General features: G+C 33.3%; 12 protein-coding genes. 1 reads left to right on the top strand and 11 read right to left on the bottom strand.

The window, feature by feature from the left end; translation table 11 throughout:
- Window positions 1-77 precede the first annotated feature (77 nt).
- The 10 genes from P7122_RS10805 to P7122_RS10760 all read right to left on the bottom strand — a co-directional run bounded on the left by P7122_RS10805 (window position 78) and on the right by P7122_RS10760 (window position 18,658).
- Window positions 78-4,913 (bottom strand): T9SS type B sorting domain-containing protein, encoded by a 4,836-nt coding sequence (locus P7122_RS10805; RefSeq protein ID WP_278005813.1) that lies wholly within the window; start codon window positions 4,911-4,913, stop codon window positions 78-80.
- Between the two features lie 422 nt (window positions 4,914-5,335).
- Window positions 5,336-7,141, bottom strand: coding sequence for a T9SS type B sorting domain-containing protein (locus P7122_RS10800; RefSeq protein ID WP_278005812.1), 1,806 nt, complete (start codon window positions 7,139-7,141; stop codon window positions 5,336-5,338).
- Between the two features lie 74 nt (window positions 7,142-7,215).
- Window positions 7,216-9,675 carry a T9SS type B sorting domain-containing protein gene (locus P7122_RS10795; RefSeq protein ID WP_278005811.1) on the bottom strand — a complete coding sequence of 820 codons (2,460 nt, stop codon included), beginning with the start codon at window positions 9,673-9,675 and terminating at the stop codon, window positions 7,216-7,218.
- Window positions 9,676-9,677: 2 nt separating this feature from the next.
- Window positions 9,678-13,085: a T9SS type B sorting domain-containing protein gene (locus P7122_RS10790; protein WP_278005810.1), complete on the bottom strand. Its 3,408-nt coding sequence runs from the start codon at window positions 13,083-13,085 to the stop codon at window positions 9,678-9,680.
- A gap of 104 nt (window positions 13,086-13,189) precedes the next feature.
- A complete protein-coding gene (locus P7122_RS10785; protein WP_278005809.1) occupies window positions 13,190-14,023 on the bottom strand; it encodes an ABC transporter permease in 834 nt (277 codons plus the stop codon).
- A gap of 23 nt (window positions 14,024-14,046) precedes the next feature.
- Window positions 14,047-14,976 carry an ABC transporter ATP-binding protein gene (locus P7122_RS10780; RefSeq protein ID WP_417871272.1) on the bottom strand — a complete coding sequence of 310 codons (930 nt, stop codon included), beginning with the start codon at window positions 14,974-14,976 and terminating at the stop codon, window positions 14,047-14,049.
- 136 nt (window positions 14,977-15,112) lie between these two features.
- On the bottom strand, window positions 15,113-15,625 hold the full coding sequence (locus P7122_RS10775) for an IS1096 element passenger TnpR family protein (protein ID WP_278005808.1): 513 nt from the start codon (window positions 15,623-15,625) through the stop codon (window positions 15,113-15,115).
- A 153-nt stretch (window positions 15,626-15,778) separates the two neighbouring features.
- Window positions 15,779-16,795: a COX15/CtaA family protein gene (locus P7122_RS10770; RefSeq protein ID WP_278005807.1), complete on the bottom strand. Its 1,017-nt coding sequence runs from the start codon at window positions 16,793-16,795 to the stop codon at window positions 15,779-15,781.
- Window positions 16,782-17,246 carry a GNAT family N-acetyltransferase gene (locus P7122_RS10765; protein WP_278005806.1) on the bottom strand — a complete coding sequence of 155 codons (465 nt, stop codon included), beginning with the start codon at window positions 17,244-17,246 and terminating at the stop codon, window positions 16,782-16,784. Before P7122_RS10765 ends, P7122_RS10770 begins: the two co-directional genes overlap by 14 nt.
- Window positions 17,243-18,658 carry a CCA tRNA nucleotidyltransferase gene (locus tag P7122_RS10760; protein ID WP_278005805.1) on the bottom strand — a complete coding sequence of 472 codons (1,416 nt, stop codon included), beginning with the start codon at window positions 18,656-18,658 and terminating at the stop codon, window positions 17,243-17,245. The genes P7122_RS10765 and P7122_RS10760 overlap by 4 nt, the downstream gene beginning before the upstream one ends.
- A gap of 144 nt (window positions 18,659-18,802) precedes the next feature.
- Here P7122_RS10760 and P7122_RS10755 point away from each other — a divergent pair, with 144 nt between their 5' ends.
- The gene (locus P7122_RS10755; protein ID WP_278005804.1) at window positions 18,803-19,696 is read left to right on the top strand and encodes an ATP-grasp fold amidoligase family protein; all 894 of its coding nucleotides are present in this window, start codon (window positions 18,803-18,805) and stop codon (window positions 19,694-19,696) included.
- Here the strand turns inward: P7122_RS10755 and P7122_RS10750 are convergent.
- Window positions 19,677-20,783: a glycosyltransferase family 4 protein gene (locus P7122_RS10750; protein WP_278005803.1), complete on the bottom strand. Its 1,107-nt coding sequence runs from the start codon at window positions 20,781-20,783 to the stop codon at window positions 19,677-19,679. The two genes, P7122_RS10755 and P7122_RS10750, sit on opposite strands and share 20 nt — an antisense overlap.
- Window positions 20,784-20,797 lie beyond the last annotated feature (14 nt).

The following is a 20,797-nucleotide window of genomic DNA, read 5'->3' as shown; positions in this document are numbered from 1 at the left end:
GCACTCTTACTCTCAAATATAAATAAAACTGTACACTTTCTTTTACATTAGCCTAACTAAATGGTTTTAAAATACGCTTAACGACGTATAGCAAAATGCCCTTTTACCTCAAAAGACTGGTTGCCTCTTGCCACATTAGCAACAAACCAGTAGTCGCTTGCAGGTAAGTTTAGACCATTTAAAGTGCCATCCCAACCAGGACTATCATGTCTTAGTGTAGCTAAATGCTTACCATAACGGTCAAAAATATGAATAATGGTTCCTGGAAGTGTTTCTACACCAACGATATGCCAAGTATCGTACTGGCCATCACCATTTGGCGACATGTGCTTTGGTATGTCTATTACCAAAACGTCTCTCGTTACTTCAGAACAACCATTTAAGTCTATAATTGTTATTGTGTGATAACCCATGCCAACGTTATCAAAGAAGTTAGATTCTTGTGGTTCTCCATCATCTAGTTGATAGAGGTAATCACCAATGCCACTAATAGTTACCGTAATATTGTTAGGGTCAGAAAAATCTATAATTTCTGTAGCTTCTATGGTTGCAGCTTCAGATTCTGCCACACTAAAAACTCTTGTGTTTTCGCAACCAAACTGTGTCGTAACAGTAACCCAATAGGTTCCGATTTCAGGTATTGTAATTTCAGGTGAAGTTTCACCAGTAGACCAAATATATTGATCTGTTGGGTTGTTGGTGTTTGCAGAAACAATTAATGGTAAATTATCTAAACAAATAACCTGATCTTCAATATCTATAACAGGTAATGGATGAATAATAACCGAAAACTGTGTTACAGAGTAGCAACCAGTGGTATTGTTTTCTACTCTTACATGTAAAATTTCAGAATCAAAAGCAACATAGTCTGTATCTATTGCAGACACATTGTCAAGAGCGTTAGCTTCGGAGTTGTGATATGTAATTGTAAAATTATTAGGGTTTTGTGCGCCTAATATTTCTGAATTTTTTTGTGTTAAATCAAAGTATAATAACCCATCAAAATCATCATCACACTCTTCTAAATTGCTAGGTTGATTAGCAACTGGAAGCGGATTAACATTAAGATTAAACTCATATACTGTAAAACAATGTGTTGTGGTAAACTCTGCACGTGCAAACAACGTGTCATTATTGGTTACATATGTATAGTCTGTATTTAATGCATTTTGGTTTGCATAGGCATCAGTTTCGTTATTGTAATAACTGAATATTACATTAAAACTTTCGTCCATGATAACTTCGTCAATCTCATTTAAGTCGAAACTATTATTTTCATTTTCACAGATATCGTAAGACTGAAAATCATTAATAACAGGAGGTAAATTCACGCTTAAATCTAAGGGAATTAAGACATAACAGTTAGAGAAGGAGTTATTTATTTTAACGTATGCGGTTTGTGGATTACTTGTGTTAGTGTAAGCTTCAGGATTACTAATAGCATTATTATTAGTTTCGGCATCCTCGTAGTTTTCAAAATAAGTAATTTCGATATTATCTTGTCTTACATCTAAAATGTCGAGTTCAGCATTGGTTAAATCAAACTCAGTAAATCCATCATAATCTGTATCGCAACCAATTAAAGGTACTGAAGGATTAACATCCGGAACTTGTACAACATTTAATTCAAAAGATGTAATAGAATTACAAATTGTTCCATTATCAATTTGAACAAAAATAGTCTGAGGGTTTACAGTGTTAGTATACTCAAGAGGTAATGGGTCTATACTGTTTTCAGCGTTATTAAGCGAAGTGTAAAATGTTACAGTTAAGTTGTCTGAAATTCCGTCTGATATTTCTGTAACTTTAGTTGACAGATCAAAAGTTTCTGAACCATCGTTAGAGATGTCGTCACATACAAACCAGTCTGAAGGTTCATTATAAAGTGGGTTTGTGCCTACCTCAATAATAAAGCTAGTAGTGCCGTAGCAATCTTGATCTGTAATATTTTCTACCCTTACAAAAATTGTCTGTGGAGTCGTAGTATTTTGGTATGCAGTATCTTTGTCTATTGCATTGGTTCTGTCATCAGCATCTTGTTGATTTAAATAATATGAGACTTCTTTTCCTGATTGTCCGTTTAAAATTTCCGCATCTTTTGTATTAAAAATGAAATCAGCATAACCATCACTATTGTCTTCGCAAATTTTATAATTTTCTATTTCAGAAAAAACAGGAAGTGTATTTACAGTAATACTTAGTGTTTCTGTAGCATGGCAACCAGTATTTGTGTTTTCTACTCTAATAAAAATAGTTTCTGTCTGAGCATTGTAACTACTGTCATTGTTAATGGCATTGCTACCATTATCTGCATTTGTTTGGCTATTATGAAATGTTATTTGTCTATCTGTAGTGCTATTAACCACTTCTGGAATAACATCAGTCAAGTTAATTGTAAAGAATCCATCTTGATCATTATCGCAAATAACTATATCTGAAGGAGCAGAAGTTACAGGAGCTTCTAAAACCGTAATCTCAAAAAAGTTTACATCAGAACAACCTGTTTCGTTAGAAGTTATTCTTGGATAAACGGTAAAAGGATTTGTGGTATTGGTGTAAAAATTTGGTAAAACATTGGTGTTGTTTCTGGCATCATCCTCAGTTAAAAAATAAGTAACACTAAACCCGTCTAAAGCTTCTGTAACTTGTGTGTCAAATTGCGATAAGTCTGTTGTAGTAAAACCATCTTGGTCTTCGTCGCAGACAGTTTGACTAACAATAGATTCAAATTCATATATAGGAATTAAGATTAAGTCTATTTGTTCAATTTCATAACAAGTGTTGCTAGATAACCCTAAGTAAATGGTTTGAGGATTACTGGTAGGAACAAAAGGAACTGTTTGGTCTAGAGGGTTTGTTTGATTGTCTCTGTCGTCTTCAGTTAAGTAAAATTCTACAGCAATATTAAACTCTTCAGGTAAATCATTAATGATGCTGGCTGCTATTCCTGAAAAATTAAATTCTTCATTTCCGTCATTTTCAATGTCACAAAGCGATACATCATTAATGTTTGTAGCTGTTAATAGCAAGTTGGTATGAAGCTCTATAGGTGTAATAGAAGCACAACCTGTAGTATTGTTTTCAACTCTGATGTATACCACTTGTTCTTCAGAAGTAATGTTTGCATAATTGGTATCATCAGCAATAGGATTACTTCCGGATAAAGCATCAGTATTGGTTTCATGAAATGTAACCGTAACATCGGTTAAACCTTCTAGAACATCAGGAATTATAGTAGTTAAGTCAAAATTTGCAAAGCCATCATGGTCCGTATCACAAGCATCAATATAATGATCTTCTGTGTTTATTACAGGATTGTCTAAAACAGAAATATCTAAGGTTGTTGTACTAATACAGCCTGTAGACTCATCTCTAACACTAACAAATACTTGCTCGTTGCTATTGGTGTTAACATAAGGCATTGGTAATGGATTAGAACCAGAAGCTGCATCTGCAGAAGTATTGTGATAAGTAACAATTAGGTTGGTAAGTCCGTTTGTAATCTCGTCATTTTTTATGTTTAGGTCTATAGTTGTGTATCCATCTGCAACCTGATCATCACAAACCTCTAAAGGTGAAGGATCATTAATGTTTGGTAGAGGATTTACTATTAAATTAAAGTTAGAAAAAGCTAAACAACCATCATTTGTGTCCTCTATTCTTACATATATAGTTTGAGGATTAGTTGTATTTTGAATTGGGCTAGTAATAGAATTTGCGCTACTCTGTGCTTCAACATCAGAATAGTGATAAGATATTGTATAGTTTGAAGGAGGAACAGATGCTAAAACTTCAGCATCTTTTGTACTTAAATCAAAAGTTTCTACACCATCATTGCTCGAATCGTCACAAATTTCATAGTCCGATATTGGGTCCGAAGATTGTGTAGAACTTAAAGTAAGATTAATATCATCTTCAATAACACAAGAACTTCCAGAAAGAGGAATGTCTATCTCAACGCGGTAATTACCCGAAATATTAGCGTTTAATGTAGTTTGGTTTTCGCCAGGAATTAATACATCGTTAAAATACCAGTTGTATGTTGCTTGCGGATTGCCAATATCTCCATTTAGAGTTACATCACTGGCACAAGTAGAAAAGTCTTCACCTAAATCTACAGTAGCATTAAAACTATTTCCTTGAATAAAGACTGCAGAATCATAATTTTCGTCTGTTTGATCTGCAATGATTAATTTAATTTGATATTCTACATTTGGTTGAATCGAAGCAGTAGCAGACAGTACATCTGTTCTTCCGTTATAATTGGTATCTCCTAGACTATAACCTTCAAAGTATTGTTCGTTTGAAGCTTCGCAGAATCCAACAATTTCATCGTGAACTGTATTGGTGTTTACAGGTGTTGCAGTACCAGGAACCAAAGCAATATTAGTATAAGGTGCATTAGTGCCAGCTTCTCTTATTAAAAATGCAAACCCATCAGAATATTGGCATGGAAAATTACCATAATATTCTTCTGAAGCTAATATGTAATTAAATTGAATTTGATTTGATATTGAAATAAAATTAAACTCTAAAGATGTGGCATTTAGTGTGCCTGTTATGCCAAGAGCAGTTTCTAAGTCAGGATCAGTAGCCCAACTGCTACTTCCTTCATTAAGCGTTGCTGTATTTTCAGAATTTCCTGCAGAATTAGCATTTCCGGTACTTAAAACAATTCCGTTTTCAAAAGGAAAATTTGAAGCACCTCTTTCAAAATATCCAAAACTACCCAGTCCAACAACACTACCATTAGAAGGAGAATTAATATTTGATACTTCTACACAACCTTGAATAAGATTATTCTCTATTAAGTTTTGAGGGCTAACAGAATTATCTACAGTGATTTGCTGTGCATAAGAAAAACTGTAAATAAAGCATAGGATTAGTAGGAGGGAGCGATTAATAAATTTCATAAGTAGGTTAAGTTTACTGTACTGGTATTTATCATTTTGGGACTGATAATTTTGTACGTTCTAGATGTGAAAAGTAAAAGCATTAAAGTTGAAATGCAAAAAAATACGATAAAAAACATAAAATGTTAACATTTGAAGGTGGTTTTGTATTCTTAATCGCACAAAAAAGACCTCAAAAAAGAGGTCTTTTTCCCAAATTGAAATTTCAAAACATTACAGCCTCAACAAATAATGTTTCTTAACCTGAAACTTCATATTGTTGTTTTTCGAAGTTGAAAAACATAGCTTACTATAATAAAATATTAAGAGGGAAACGTGAGCAATGTTGAAATGGAATAATAAATGCTTCACAATATTAAAGGTAAAGTTCAATTACAACACGCACAAAAGAAAAAGATAAACGGACTAAAATCTTAACATAATTAGTAATTTACGTACACCCAACCTACCATTGGTCGATAATTAGGGTCATTAAGATGTAAAACGTAAAAGTATGTGCCAACTGGTACAGTTTGCCCATGATTATTAAGCCCTCTGTTTATTTTTCCAAACCAAGGTTTATCGTTGTTACCTTCAAAAATAACATCACCATAACGGTTATATATTTTTAGTTGGTGCTCTGTAAAAACATCATACAAACCTTGTATATTAAACCAATCGTTATAATTGTCATCGTTTGGTGAAAAACCATTGGGTACATACGGAGGGCAATTTTCTACAGAAAGCTGAAATTGATATACTTCATAGCAAGGAGGGCTTTCTAACCTTGCATAAATAGTTTCAGGATTGGTAGTGTTGTTATAAATAGATGGAACCAGAATAGGATTTGATGCTGTTTCTAAATCTTCAAGAGACGTGTAAAAAGAAATGTTTTCTTCTTCATATTCTATACTTTCCAGAGCGTTGTACAAATTATAGGTTGAAGTTTCAAAACCTTCATTACAACCCATAAGTCCTGGTAAAGTTGTAATATCTGGTATTACTAATAATTCTATATCTATAAAGTTGATATTATTGTCTTCGTTGGTTTCTGTTACAACTCCAGACATAGAGCCATCATCATCTACAGCAGCTACTATAGTTATACTTTGGTTAGAGTCTTCAGGAATGGTTACGATGGTAGAGTTAGTCTCTGACTCTCCAATGTTTAAGCTATTGGTTGTTTGGCTTTGTCCTACAAGCAGACCGTCTAAATAAAATGCAATAGGTGTATTTGCTGGTAAAACGTCAGTACTATTAAAATTGTTAACGGTATAAAATAATTCAATACTATTATCTCCACAATTTACTGTATAATCGTTAACCTCTATAGTTGCATCTGGTAATTGACTATTAAGTACCGTAATAATGTTGTTTAGAATTATAAGGTCTGCGCTAAATCCACCATTTTCATTAATACCACCTGTTGTTAGCTTTATAGATACAGACGTGTCTCCAATATTAATGTTGTTTTCTAAATCGTAAACGTCTAAATCTGCATTGTAGAAAGTGGTAGAATTTGTAAAGGTGTTTGTGCCATTAAAGGCATTGTCTGCCAGATTTAGAGGAGGATTGGATATAACGTTGTTATTAATGGATAAAGATTCTCCATAATTAAGATTATTATCACCTTCCCAAGCCAGAAAGCCAATTTTGGCACCTACATTATCAATGACATCAATATTATCTAGAATAATTTCTTTTTCTTGGACATTACGGTTTATAATTTCTAAACCTTGGTATAAATTAACTTGATTTAAAGGAAGGGTTTCATTTTGATAAATGACATAAATGCTCCAACCTCCAAAATTTGTTCTATTGCTACAATAGCCAGGATTAGACATTAAATCTGCACTTATATCCATGTCTGAAAAGGTGTATGTACCGTTACCTTCACTAAGTATTAAATTGGTAATATCAGCATAGCAAGAAAAATAATTTAGCTGTCCACTGGCAGTATCTGTATACGTTACGTTATAAGTTTCTTCACTAGAAATTTGTATTCCGTTTAGGGTAACTTCTGTATCACCAAATCCAGAACCAGCCCAATACAAATAAGCTTTTACAATTTGATTGTCTGCATCTAATGTAAGATTAGCACTAGAGGATTCTAAAAGTGAGCAAAAACTCTGATCAATGTTATTTTCAGCCTGATTTAAAGTGTTGCCAATAGCTGTATAATCGTATCTGCCATTAAATTGTTCAAACAAAGAAATATCTTGAGCAGATAGAGGCAATACGAGGCTCAAAAAAAATATAAAAAGTATGTAATGAGCTTGTTTCAAATGGTTTGGATTGGTTAGGTCTAAATTACGATTAAAATCTATCGCACCAAACTAAAATGACTGGTAAAGATTCTACCATCTTCTAGTTCTACTTTAAACCAATAATCACTACTTGGCATTTTCTTTCCTTTATAGGTTCCGTCCCAGCCGCCACCAAGAGGGTTTAGTTCTGCCAATAGTTTTCCGAACCTGTCAAAAATTAGGATACTGGTGTTAGGCTGAAATTGTCGACTGATGCCTTTAACTTGCCAAAATTCGTTTGTACCATCTCCATTTGGTGTGAAGAATTTAGGAAAACCAATTACAGAAACTAATTTATCTTCAATACCACAGTCGTTTTTATCTCTTACAAAAATGGTGTAGAGTCCAGGTAATACGTCTTCAAATATGTTAGAATCTTGGTATGGTCCATTAATATCATCCAGAGCATATTCGTAATCACCTTCACCAGAAACTAATACTGTAATCGAATTATTATTAGAAGCATCAATAACTTCAATGGCATCAATAGTAGCAATATTAGAAGGTAAAACTGTAATCGTTCTGTCTTTAAAGCAGCCGTTAACATTGCTAACTCTAACATTATATGTGCCTGCAGCACTAACTTCAATTGTTGCTGTATTTTCACCAGTAGACCAATCAAAAATATAGTTGCTTGGTGAGTCGTCAATGATACCAGCATCTAAAACTATGGTCTCAGGAAAACTATTGAGACAGTATAAGGTTTCAAACTCGGTTTCAATATTTGGAAGTTCGTAAACTGTAAGCTCAACTTCACTTATCCCATAGCAAGCATTAGAGTTTTCAACACGAGCATAAATTGTTTGATTGTATGGAATAGTATTGGTGAAATTGGTACCAAGCGGATTGGTTTCAACTAAGGCATCTTCATACGTTTCAAAATATTGAAGATCTAAACCAGCAGGTGCGCCAGCAAGCACAATGGCATTGGTATCATTAAGGTTAAAAACAGCAAAGCCATCTTCATTACCGTCGTCATCGCATACAGCAATACTGGCATTGTTGGAAGATGTGGTACTCACTTCTAAAGAAACTTCACTAAAATTTACACAACCAGTTGAGGTGTTGGTAACTCTAGTGTACACAATTTGTGGATTAAAGAAGTTATCAAAAGCGCTGGCATTAATTTCATTTTCATTATTATCTGCATCTGTTTGAGATAAAAAATAAGAAACATCTGCATTAGAATCTCCGTTGGTAACATCACTTGATATTTCATTAAGATTGAAGGTAGTAAAGCCTTCTGGGATGCCGTCTTCATCACATTGAATTAGTGATACATCATTTGCAATTGGCTTGGCAGCTACCACAATGTCAAATGAAGTGAAACCAACACAACCATCAACTAAATCTTCAATCCTTACAAAAATTTCAGTTGGCGTTGCTGAAGTGTTTGTGTAAATGGTTGGTAAGGCAGAAGTATCAGTTTCTGCATCTGCTTGAGACAAATGATAGCTTATATTAAAGTTTCCACCCAAAATGCCATTAGTGATTTCTTGAGTTTTTACATCAAAATCAAAAGTAGCTTGTCCATTTTGGTCATCACCATCTGTGTCATCATCACATACCTCATAGGTGGTTGGTGGATTAAAATTTGAAAAAGAATTGATATTAACGGTCATTGTGTTAACGATAAAACACCCTGTTGTTGAGTTTTCTATTCGTATAAAAACAGTTTGAGTACTGAAAAAACTGGTGAAAATATCACCAAGAGCATTTATGCTAACATTAGCATCATTTTCAGTATTATGAAAACTTACAGCTACATCACCTTCACCATTAATAATATCTTGTCTAAGACTGGTAAGGTCAATTTCAGTTATTAAATCATCAAAAGGAGCAACATTATCACATAGTTCTAATGGAGGTAAACTTGTAGTGTTTTGGTTTGTTAGTAGTGGGTTAGAAGGACTATCTGGAAATGTAGCTGTACCAGTCCATTCTAATGAAAAAGGGCTGTTACCAACAGGTCTGTCAATGACTAAGAAAAATGTTTGTCCAGCAATAACATCTAAGCTGCTTACAAAGCTGTCGCCATCTTCACCAGGACCTTCGTTAGGGTCTGGATCATTGGCACTCATACCTGTGAGATTATTGCCTTGATTTGCTGCTTGTGGGTTTGTTGTAGAACACCTTATGGTCTGCCCAAGGTTATCACATGTTGCATTTGGGCCAAAAAGAAAAAAATCGTAATCCTCAGAAATAGAGGTGCTTCCAGGTGTTAGTGTAAATGCTAAAGTACCAGATTCTGCAATGGTTATTTGAAACCAAATACTGTTGTTTTCTCTACTGCTACAATTGTTTCTTCCTTCTACTTCTTGTACACCAATACCATTAACATCAAAAACAAAACTTGAATTGCCACATACGGTTATTGCATTAACACAGTCGTTGGGTTCTTGGCTATAACAAAAGATACTAAAACATGATATAGCTAAAGCTAATAGATTTTTATTAAGGGATAGATTTGGTTTCAATGTTATCGTTTTAAAGAAAAATGGCTTGTAAAAGTTCTTCCATCTTCTAGCTCTACCTTAAACCAATAGTCGCTTGCAGGCATGTTAGCACCATTGTATCTGCCATCCCAACCAGGACCAAGAGGATTAAGCTTTGTTAGAAGTTTTCCGTAACGGTCAAAAATAAGAATTAAAGAATTAGCTTGAAACTGATTATTAATACCTCTGACTTGCCAAAACTCGTTAGTGCCATCACCATTTGGTGTAAAGAATTTTGGAAAACCAATAACTGAAACTAGCTCTTCTGAAATTCCACAATCGTTTTTATCTCTAACAAATACTGTGTAGAGACCTGGTGAAATATCTTCAAACACATTAGAATCTTGATAAGGTCCATTAATATCATTCAAAGCATATTCATAATCACCTTCACCAGAAACTAAAATTGTTATAGAATTATTGTTTGAGGCGTCTACAATTTCAATATTATCTATAGTTGCGATGTTAGAAGGTAAAACCGTTATAGTTCTTTGTTTGCTACAATTGTTACTGTTAAAAACATTTACCGTATAAGTGCCAGGTTCATTAACTTCAATTGTAGATGTTGTTTCAGTTGTAGACCAAGAGTAGGTATAGTTGCTCGGTGAGTCGTCAATAATTCCTGCATCTAATATTATTGTTTCTGGGTAAGAATTAATACAATATAGTATTTCAAATTCAGTTTCAATATTTGGTAGTTCATTAACAATAAGTTCTATTTCACTTATACCATAACATGCGTTAGAATTCTCTACGCGTGCATAGATGATTTGATTATAAGGAGTTGTATTGGTATAGGTGTCATTAAGTGCATTGTTTTCTAATAGAGCGTCTTCATAAGTTTCGTAGTATTGCACATCTAGTCCTGCAGGTGCGCCTGCTAAAATGATTGGATTTTGAGTTATAAGACTAAAAGCCATTAAACCATCTGCAGTATCATCATTATCGCAAGCAATAAAAGTTGTATCGTTTGAGGATGTTGTGCTTACTTCTAACGAAACTTCACTATAACTTACACAACCAGTATTTGTATTGAATACCCTTGCGTAAATAATTTGAGGATTAAAGAAGTTTTCAAAAGCATCAGCATTAATTTCATTTTCTTCATTTTCTGCATCTACTTGAGATAAATAATAGCTTACATTTCGGTCTGGTTCATTATTAGCAACATCATCATTAAAGAGATTAATGTTGAAAGACGTGAATCCTTCTGGTATGCCATCTTCGTCGCATTGCACTATAGAAATATCATTTGCAATAGGAGCATCATTAACGTTAAGTTGAAAGCTTCCTGTGCTGTAGCAATTAGTATTATTTGTGTTTTCAATTCTTACAAAAATTTCACCAGAATCAGAAGTATATGTTAAGGGTAATGTACCAGTGTTGTCATCAGCATCTTGTTGTGTAGGATGAAAGGTAATATTTGTGTCGGTTTCAGATTGATCACCTCTTATAGTTGGTATTAAGTCGCCTAATTCTATTGTGGCAATCCCATCTGTTGGGTCACCTTGGTTGTCACAAAATTCAATATTATTTAGTTGAACAATTTGCGGAGTATTAATTACTTCAAGCTCAAAGGTCGTAACATCAAAACAGTTGGTGTTATCTACGTTTTCTACTCTAACATAAATTGGTTGAGGGCTACTGGTATTTGTATATGGAAAGGTAATTTCATTTTCGAGGTTAACAGCATCATCCATCGATTCAAAATAACGCACGTTATACTGTGTTGGTGATTGCATAGAGAGAGCTTCTTCATTTTTGTCTGAAAAATCTATATTACCAACAATACCATCGTTTATAAAATCATCACAAATCGTTAAATCAGAAACAGTGTTGGCTACAGGAATATCAAAAACACTAACCACAGCACTACCTTCTATTGGGCAATCTCCATTGTTGGGTTCTATATAAACTTCATAAAAACCGGGAGTGTCTATTAGTAATTGAGCTTGATTATTTCCGGTAATCGGTGTGCCATCAAAAGACCAAACATAATCTGCGCCTGTAATTTCATCAGCCTGTAAGGTGTAGTTATCTCCTGTACACAAGCTTAAATCAGAGGTGCTAATACCATTTCTTATAATATCTATTTCAAAACTAAGTAGAGAAGTGATAAAAGGAGGTAAGCCTAAAGTGGCATTAGTACCATTAGCTAAGGGCTGTCCACCTTGGTTGTAGTTACATGCTAAACCAGCTTCACTAGGATTTTCAATAACATCAAGACTATTTAGGCTTTGTCCATTACACACGTATATTTTGTTATTTGGACCCAATTGCATTGATGAAATAAATTGTGTGCCTTGAAATACCGTGGTTACAGCATTATTATTATCGAGATCAAACTGCCTTACTACAGTGCCATTAGTTACATATACTTTTTTAGAATCAGCAGAAAATTCAGTTCCATAGCTTTGAACATTTGATATTAGATTTACAGGATTGCTAACTTGCCCTGTTTCATTATCAAAATCATAAATCCAAAAACCACCAGTGCCAGGAGCTTGGTTATCATCACTAGGTAAAACACCGTTTTGAGCATGACAAACTGCTATTTTAGTGCCATCTGGCGACGATTTTATATAGCCAATACCATTTCTTCTATAGCCAAGTGTACTTATGCTTGGTGTTACGGTAGAGGTAACTGGAGTTAAATCATTAAAACCATTAGCATCAATTTTAAAAGCATAGAAGGTGTCTACAAACTGAGTTATAACCCACATTGTTTCACAGTCAGCCCCTTGAACCGCAGTTATTTTTTCTGCACATTTGTATAATTCTTGGCCTGGTTGAGAAGTATCATAAGTTATAAGATGAACATTTTTTTCAGAAGGTACAACATCACCAAAACCTCCGTTAAGCGTCATGTCTACTAAAGAGTAATTAAAACCATTATTAAAGCCATCATCATCATTAGGTACAGTTTGAAAGTCGCCAAAGGTTTCTTCGTAAAAATTTATTGGATTCCCATTTTGGTCTGATGGACCTTGGTTAGGTGATGCCCAAGCATTATTATGATGAGGCTCATCTACAGTAAAAATATAGTATAAGTTATTGTTTGTTGGGTGTGGTACAATGACACCAGATGATGTACTGGATGGATCGCCAAGTAGACCTGTACCTCCAAAATAATTACCGTTTGGCATAATTTGATGGTTACGGTTCCATACCGTGCGTCCGTCTGTGTAAAACTGTAAAACACCATCTTCATCAGAGATAGTAGAACAGCCTTCGTTAGTACTTATTGAGGTAGAAATGGGTACAACATTTCCTGTTGCTAGATTAAAATTTAGACCAGCATTGTTTCCAAAAGCCCAATTTGTAGTTTCTTCTTGTGCTAATGCTACAACACAATAAAAAAATGCAAATAGTAAGGCGTATTTCTTTTTCATAGTTGCTTTATTGTACACTTCACACTTTAATACAATATAACAACTAGAACTCAAAAACTCCTAGATTTAGTATTAAAAAATATAAAGCAGTTCACATAAAGCTATTATAAATCTCTCTTTTTTAATAATTGATAAGATAAAAAGATAAAAAGAGCAGACCAACCTAATACTATCGTAATTTCGTACCAATGTACTGAGTAATCGTAAGATATATCTTCTTCTATCTGATTGGCTAATGTTTGTACAGCCGATAACCTAGATACTGGCTCGTCAATTAAATTCCATAAGGATTTAAATGGCATGTACTGATAAATGCTATCTGCTAAATCTGTACCTCTGTTGTATGCAGATACAATACTCCAACTAATAAATTCTGCCAAGAATAAGACAACCATTGTTGCTACAGCAAACGCAGAACGTTTTATAAGCACACCTAAAAACAAACCAAAAGAGAAAAACCCAACAAGTTTTACAAAGAAGGCGAGTAAATATTCTAGGTCTGTAAATACTATAGAAAATTCTGTGTAACTAGAGTAGATGTAACCCAAAGCTAATGATACAACAAATACAAAGGCTGTAGATATTAGCGAAAAAGCTAAAACCATATAAAACTTAGATAGTATAAATTCTTTTTTGCTTAATCCATCTATAAGGTTTTGCTTTAAGGTTTTATTGCTATACTCGTTAGATACCATAGAAACAATAACCAGTAATAAGAAAAACTTTAATAAGCCAGCGACAAAAGTGTTGAAGTGCCAAATGTATGGGAAATTAAAAATGCCCATTTCCGCTAAATGAAATTTAACTGGGCCAATATCGAACTTTATGACAGCAAAAAGCGCTATTAGTACAAGTAAAATGAAATAGGTAAGTATAAGTATTCTACTTGCTTTATTATATCTTAATTTATCAAATTCTATTTTTAATAATCTTAACATGGTGTGGTTGGTTGTGCTTAGTTTTAATTTAATTTTCCTAATTCTTGATTAATCTCATTTTCATCTGTCAGTTGCAAGAATTGTTCTTCAAGACTTTCTTTTCGTTTTACTAGATGCGATAGGATTATACCTTTGTCAAACATCATTTTGTTAAAGTCTGAAGCAGACATAGGCTCGTTTAGAAAGGCTGTGATTAATTCTCCTTCAATTTTAAGATTGCTAAAGTTTGAATGAGATTCTAAAATTGAAATAAGCTCTTTCTTTTTTTCTGTTTTTAATTCAAAAAAACCATGACTATTAATCATTTCATCTACTCTTCCAGAGTATAGTTTTTCGCCTTTTCTAAGAACTACAACATGAGAACATACTTTTTCTACTTCATCTAAAAGGTGAGAGGCTAACAAAATGGTTGTACCACCAGCTGCTATATCTTTAATAATTTGGCGTATTTGATGAATTCCTTGAGGATCGAGACCATTTGTAGGTTCATCTAAAATTAAAATTTCAGGATCGTTAAGTAGCGCAGAAGCAATAGCCAAACGTTGTTTCATTCCTAATGAATAGGTTTTAAACTTATGGTGTTTTCTGTCTAAAAGGCCAACAACCTCGAGTTTTTCATCAATTTTACTATGGTCAACATCTTTAATTCTGCATACTAACTTAAGGTTTTGTTCTGCAGTCATATAAGGATAGAAGTTAGGTCGTTCTATAATGGCTCCAACTTGCTTTAATGCATTATGTGTAGATGTATTGCCATTGAACCATTTAAAGTCTCCACTGGTTTTATTTACAACATTTAGAACAATACCTAAAGTGGTAGATTTACCACTTCCGTTGGGTCCTAAAATGCCATATACATTGCCTTTGTTAATAGTAAAGCTTAGATCTTTTACAGCTGTAAGAGAACCAAACTTTTTTGTAAGATTATTGATTGTAAGAATGGATTGTTCCAAAATTGATTGGTTTTTTAATACTGAAAAATACAGTATAGATTGGTTATGTATGTAAGACGAACGTATGCATTTTTTGTTACATGCAAATAAAAAAAGCACCAAATTTTGGTGCTTTATCTACTCGTTTAATATGTTTTTAATTCCAATTTTCATTAAAATCAAGACTTTCATAATCATCTATGTCTAGATCATCATCAAACTCATTAAAATCATCTTCATCTGCTTCAAAGGTCTTATCAGGAGCTTCATCAGGAATTTGACCATGAACAAACATTAAGTTAGGATAATCTGTGCCTTGAGCTTCTTCCACAATTTCGGCAAGTTCTACATAGAATGTCCACATGCTTAAGAAATCATACACATAAATTAGCTTTGGAGACGCCTCGTGTACAATGTCTTTAATAATTGTTGTGCTCATCATTTTAACTTCATTACCAGCTTCACTCATATCGAACATAGCAATTTCTTCGCCTTGGTTCCATTCGTCATCGCTTATGTAAAATGAAGCCATTTCCATTCCGTCAAAACCAAAAGATTGGGTAATGATGTTATGCAAATCTTCCATAGTATCTGTTTCGCGGATTTCTAAATCACGAAACACATCGTCTTCTGTATCGTTGTCTAATATGACTCTAAATCTGTAAATCATTTTGCAAAGATAGATTTTAAAACGCAATTATTATGCGGTGAAAAGTATTTAGTTTATGTGTTGACAATTCGAGAATCTATTTGTTGAATTGTTTAAAAGTTTACAAGTTTTTTATGGAACTATTTGTGAGTATAATAATTTTCACACTTCACATTACTTGCTAAAACGATGCAGTGTAAAAACCATACAACTCAATAAAATAAATGCAACCACCTGATGCAAAACACCCAGCCAAACAGGTACCGCTAATAATAGTGTAAGTACACCTAATAAAAACTGAATGCCAACCACAATCAGAAGACTGTTAACACCTTTAGATTGCCATTTTGAAATGTCGTTGCGTGTAGCTTTGTACCAAATTGACAGAATAAAAATGACTACAACGTATGCTAATGTTCTGTGTACAAACTGTACACCACTTTTTCCTTCCAGAAAGTTGAGGTAGGTTGGGTTTTGTTCTGTGTATACGGTTTCGTGAATAAGCTTACCTTCGCTCATAAATGGCCAATGGTTATGAATCCAGCCAGCATCTAAACCAGCTACAAATGCACCATATATAATCTGAATAATTAGTATAACAAGACCGATTCTAATAAAGTTTCTAAGCTTAGTGTCTACATTTTTTTTATTAGGAAACATTAAATCCAGAGCAACCCAAAACGTGTAAGCAAAGGTTAAAAACGCTGTAGTTAAGTGTGCAGCTAGCCTGTAATGACTTACATCTGGTCTGTCTACCAAGCCACTTTTTACCATGTACCAACCAAGAAAACCTTGAAAACCTCCCATAAGGAGTAGAACAATAGATTTTTTGATTGTAGGTTTTGAAAGTTGTTTTCGGATTAAAAAATAGATAAACGGAAATATGAATACTAAGCCTATAAAGCGACCAATTACTCTATGAATCCATTCCCAAAAGTAGATATCCTTAAACTCTTCTAAAGTAAAATGGTTATTTAGTTTTTGGTATTCAGGATACTGTTTGTATAGCTCAAAAGCTTCGTTCCATTCTGTTTCGTTCATTGGTGGAATGGTGCCAGAAATTAACTTGTAATTAGAGATGGATAGACCAGAATGTGTTAGTCTGGTAATGCCACCTACAATTACCATGATAAAAATTAATAAGCAACCTGTAAGAAGCCAGTAGATTACGGCTTTGTTATCCTTTTTCATTTTCTAAATTTTTTATAAAACAAAGGCTGTTTTTAACACCTTTGTATTGTCCGTAATTAGGGATTATGTTGTAAGAATTCTTTTTATAAAATTCAACAGCTTCAATTTGTCTTATGCCTGTTTCTAATATGCAAGAATCGTAATTCAGTTCAGAAGCCCACTTTTCAAGTTCATTTAAGATTAGAGAGGCTATGCCTTTTCCTCTGTGTTTTTCTGAAGTAAACATGCGTTTTATCTCAACGCTATTGTTTTCAAAATCTTTAAAAGCTCCACAGCCAACAGGTTTGTCATCTATATAGGCAATTACAACTTGTTTAAGATTTTCAATAGCGTTGTATTGGTTATAAAAATCATGCTCGTCTCCATCTGTAATCTTTAAATAAGCATCGAGTTGTTCTACGAGACCAACAAAATCTTTATTAGAAGAATTGGTTCTTTTTAGCGTTATCATACAGCCACAGTTAAACCTAATTTTTTTCCTTTTTCTATCATTAGCTTAAGAGCAGCTTCACGCTCATTCGGAATGTCTCCTTCTAGAATAGCTTCTTTTATAGCTTCTTTAATTAGTCCTATTTCCCTTGAAGGCTTTAGGTTAAATGTTTTCATAATTTCTTCACCAGAAACAGGAGGTTGAAAGTTGCGTACCTTGTCTCGTTCCTCTACTTCAACAATTTTATCTCTCACAACTTTAAAATTGTTGTGATACTTTTTAAATTTTTTAGGGTTTTTCGTTGTAATGTCTGCTTCGCAAAGTGTCATAAGATCATCTACATTATTACCAGCATCAAACACCAAACGACGAACAGCAGAATCTGTAACTTCACTAGCTAAAACAATAGGACGAGAGCTCATCAATACCATTTTTTGAACAAATTTCATTTTGTCATTTAATGGCATTTTTAATCTTTTAAAAAGTTTGTAAACCATTTTAGAGCCAACAAACTCATGGCCATGAAAGGTCCAGCCTACTTTTTTGCTAAATTTTTTGGTTGGAGCTTTACCAATATCATGAAGCAATGCAGCCCAACGTAACCAAAGATTGTCTGTGGTTTCGCAAATATTGTCAACTACTTCTAGAGTGTGATAAAAATTATCTTTGTGCCGTTGGCCTTCTACTTCATCAATACCTTTGAGTGCTGTGAGTTCTGGTAAAATAAAATCTAAAAGTCCTGTTTTTTCCAGAAGTTTAAATCCTATTGAAGGTTTATCGCTTTCCAGAATTTTGTTTAACTCTGTAACAATGCGCTCTTTGGTTATGATCTTTATTCGGTCCTTATTGTCTGCAATAGCTTTGAGAGACTGTTCTTCAATTTTGAAGTTTAATTGCGTAGCAAATCGAATAGCACGCATCATACGTAGCGGATCGTCACTGTAGGTTATGTCTGGGTCTAGAGGTGTTCTTATAATGCCTTTGTCTAGATCTTCTATGCCATTGAAAGGATCTAATAATTCGCCAAAATTAGATGTGTTAAGACTAAGAGCAAGTGCATTTATTGTAAAATCACGACGGTTTTGATCATCTTGTAATGTGCCATTTTCTACAATAGGATTGCGGCTGTCTTCGTTATAACTTTCTTTACGAGCACCAACAAATTCTATTTCAATATCATCGTAACGCAGCATTGCTGTACCATAAGTTTTAAAAACTTGTACTTTTGGATTTGTAGGCAGGTTTTTAGAAACTTGTTGAGCCAATTCTATTCCACTGCCAACAGCAACAACATCAATATCTTTAGCATCACCACGTTCTAATAGATAGTCTCGTACAAAACCACCAATAACATAAGAATCTAGGTTTAATTCTTCTGCAGATTTCGAAATAGTTTCAAAAATTGGATGCTTTAGAGCTTGTTTGTGATTCATTTTTATGAATTAAAAATGGTTTTGCAAAGATACTACTCGTCATTAGTCTTTTAAAACTTCAAAAGAATTTTATTTTATAAATTTTGAATCTAATAGTAATTCAATCATCTTTGTTAACATGTTTATCACTGTAATTTTATTTGTATGAATTTTATTAAACGTAAGTATTATCAATTATTAGTTAAGTTTCTAAAAAACAAGCCAAATTCAGACGTTGATTTTATTAAAGCAAAATATTTTTTAAAAAATAATAAGCAGTTAAATATTGAGAACCCTCAGGAATTTACGGAAAAATTGCAATGGTTAAACCTTAATTTGTATAATGAAGATTATAAAGATTTTGTTGACAAATATGAAGTGCGAAAATACGTTGAAAAAAAAATAGGAGAAGGTTTTTTAGTTGATTTTATTGCTGTATTTAACGACGTTGATGAGATTGATTTTAATGTCTTACCAAACCAATTTGTTTTAAAAGCCACACATGGCTCTGGCTATAATATTATTATCAAGGATAAATCTAAAATTGATATAACAGAAGTAAAGAGAACATTGAATAAATATCTTAAGTCTAATTATTATGATAAATACAAAGAGCGAGTTTATAAGAAGGTTCAACCACGTATTTTAATTGAGCACTATCTAGAAGAAGTTGATGGTGAGAATGTCTTAGATTATAAATTTTTCTGTGTACATGGAGAGGTTATATACATATTTGTTTTGATGCGTGATAAAGATGGTAAAAAGAAGTATTGTTTTTATGATTTAGATTGGAATAAAATTAAGAATGATAACCCAAGTAACACTTTTCTTTCTAAAGACATAGAAAGACCTGATAATTTGAATGAATTACTTTCTGTAGCAAAAAAATTAGCGGAAGGATTTATTTTTATTCGAGTTGATTTGTATTCAATCGAAGGAAAAATATATTTTGGTGAACTTACATTTTTTCCAACATCAGGTTTACAGCGATTATATGTTGAAAGGCTAAATAAAGAGCTTGGCGAATTAATGCATCTTCCTATTGAATCTGGTGCTTAGACAGCTCGTCGTACATTTTCTTTGCAATTACTTTCTTGGTAAAGTTATCTAATAAATATTGATATCCGTTTTTAGTAAATTTATCTTGTAAACCTTTGTCTTTAATTAATAAAGTTACTTTTTCTGCAAAATCTTTAGGGTTTCCTACTTTAGCTAGAAGACCAGTTTCACCATCTACAATAACTTCAGAAATACCACCAGCATCTGCAGCTACAATAGGAACTTTACAAGCATAAGATTCTAATAATACACCTCCTGTAGGTTCGTTGTTTGAGGTGAATAAGAATAAATCAAATTCAGGTAAAATTTCAGGAATATCTCTTCTAAAACCTGTGAAAATAATGTGCTCTGTTAGACCTTTTTCTTCTACATAATTCTTTATGTCTTGCTCCATACTTCCTTTACCAACAAGAATATACTTGGCTTTAATGGCATTTTCTTTTACCAATATCTCAACAGTATCAACCCAAGTATAATGATCTTTAAAACCAGTGAATTCCGCAATGTTTCCAATAATTTTATAGTCTTTTGGAATGTTGAATTCCTCATGTAATATTCCGGTGCCTTCTTGCTTCTTAAATTTGTTAATATCAGTAACACTGCCAACTACATCAAAACGACTATGATCTTTAACTGCAAATTTTAAAGATTCAACAACAGGTTGAGAGACACAAATAATTTTTTTAATGCCTTTGTAATTGTATTTCCATTTTCTAAAGAAATTGGTGTCTACACGTTTTATAAGTGTTCTACAAAGCACCAAAGGAACTTTCATTCTAAAAATAAAATGAGCTAAAACAGCTATGGTATGCGCTTTACTACTATGTATAAAAATTACAGATGCTTGTTTTTCTTCTGCTAATTTTTTAAAAGTTTTTGCATAAGATAGACTGTATTCAGATTTATATTCAAACGGAATAACTTGCATGCCTTTTTCAGTAGCAATACGCTCTACTTCAGAGCCGATTGGGCAAACAATCCATTGGTCTTCTACATAACCTTCTGCTTTAAAAGCTTCGTATAAATAGATGATTTTTTGTTCGTGACCACGCCAACCATTAGAGGCTGTAAATTGTATTAACCGCATTTAAATTGTTTTTA

It is taken from the genome of Winogradskyella marincola, assembly GCF_029624125.1.
Classification (GTDB): domain Bacteria; phylum Bacteroidota; class Bacteroidia; order Flavobacteriales; family Flavobacteriaceae; genus Winogradskyella; species Winogradskyella marincola.
This window is presented reverse-complemented; position numbering and strand designations above follow the sequence as displayed.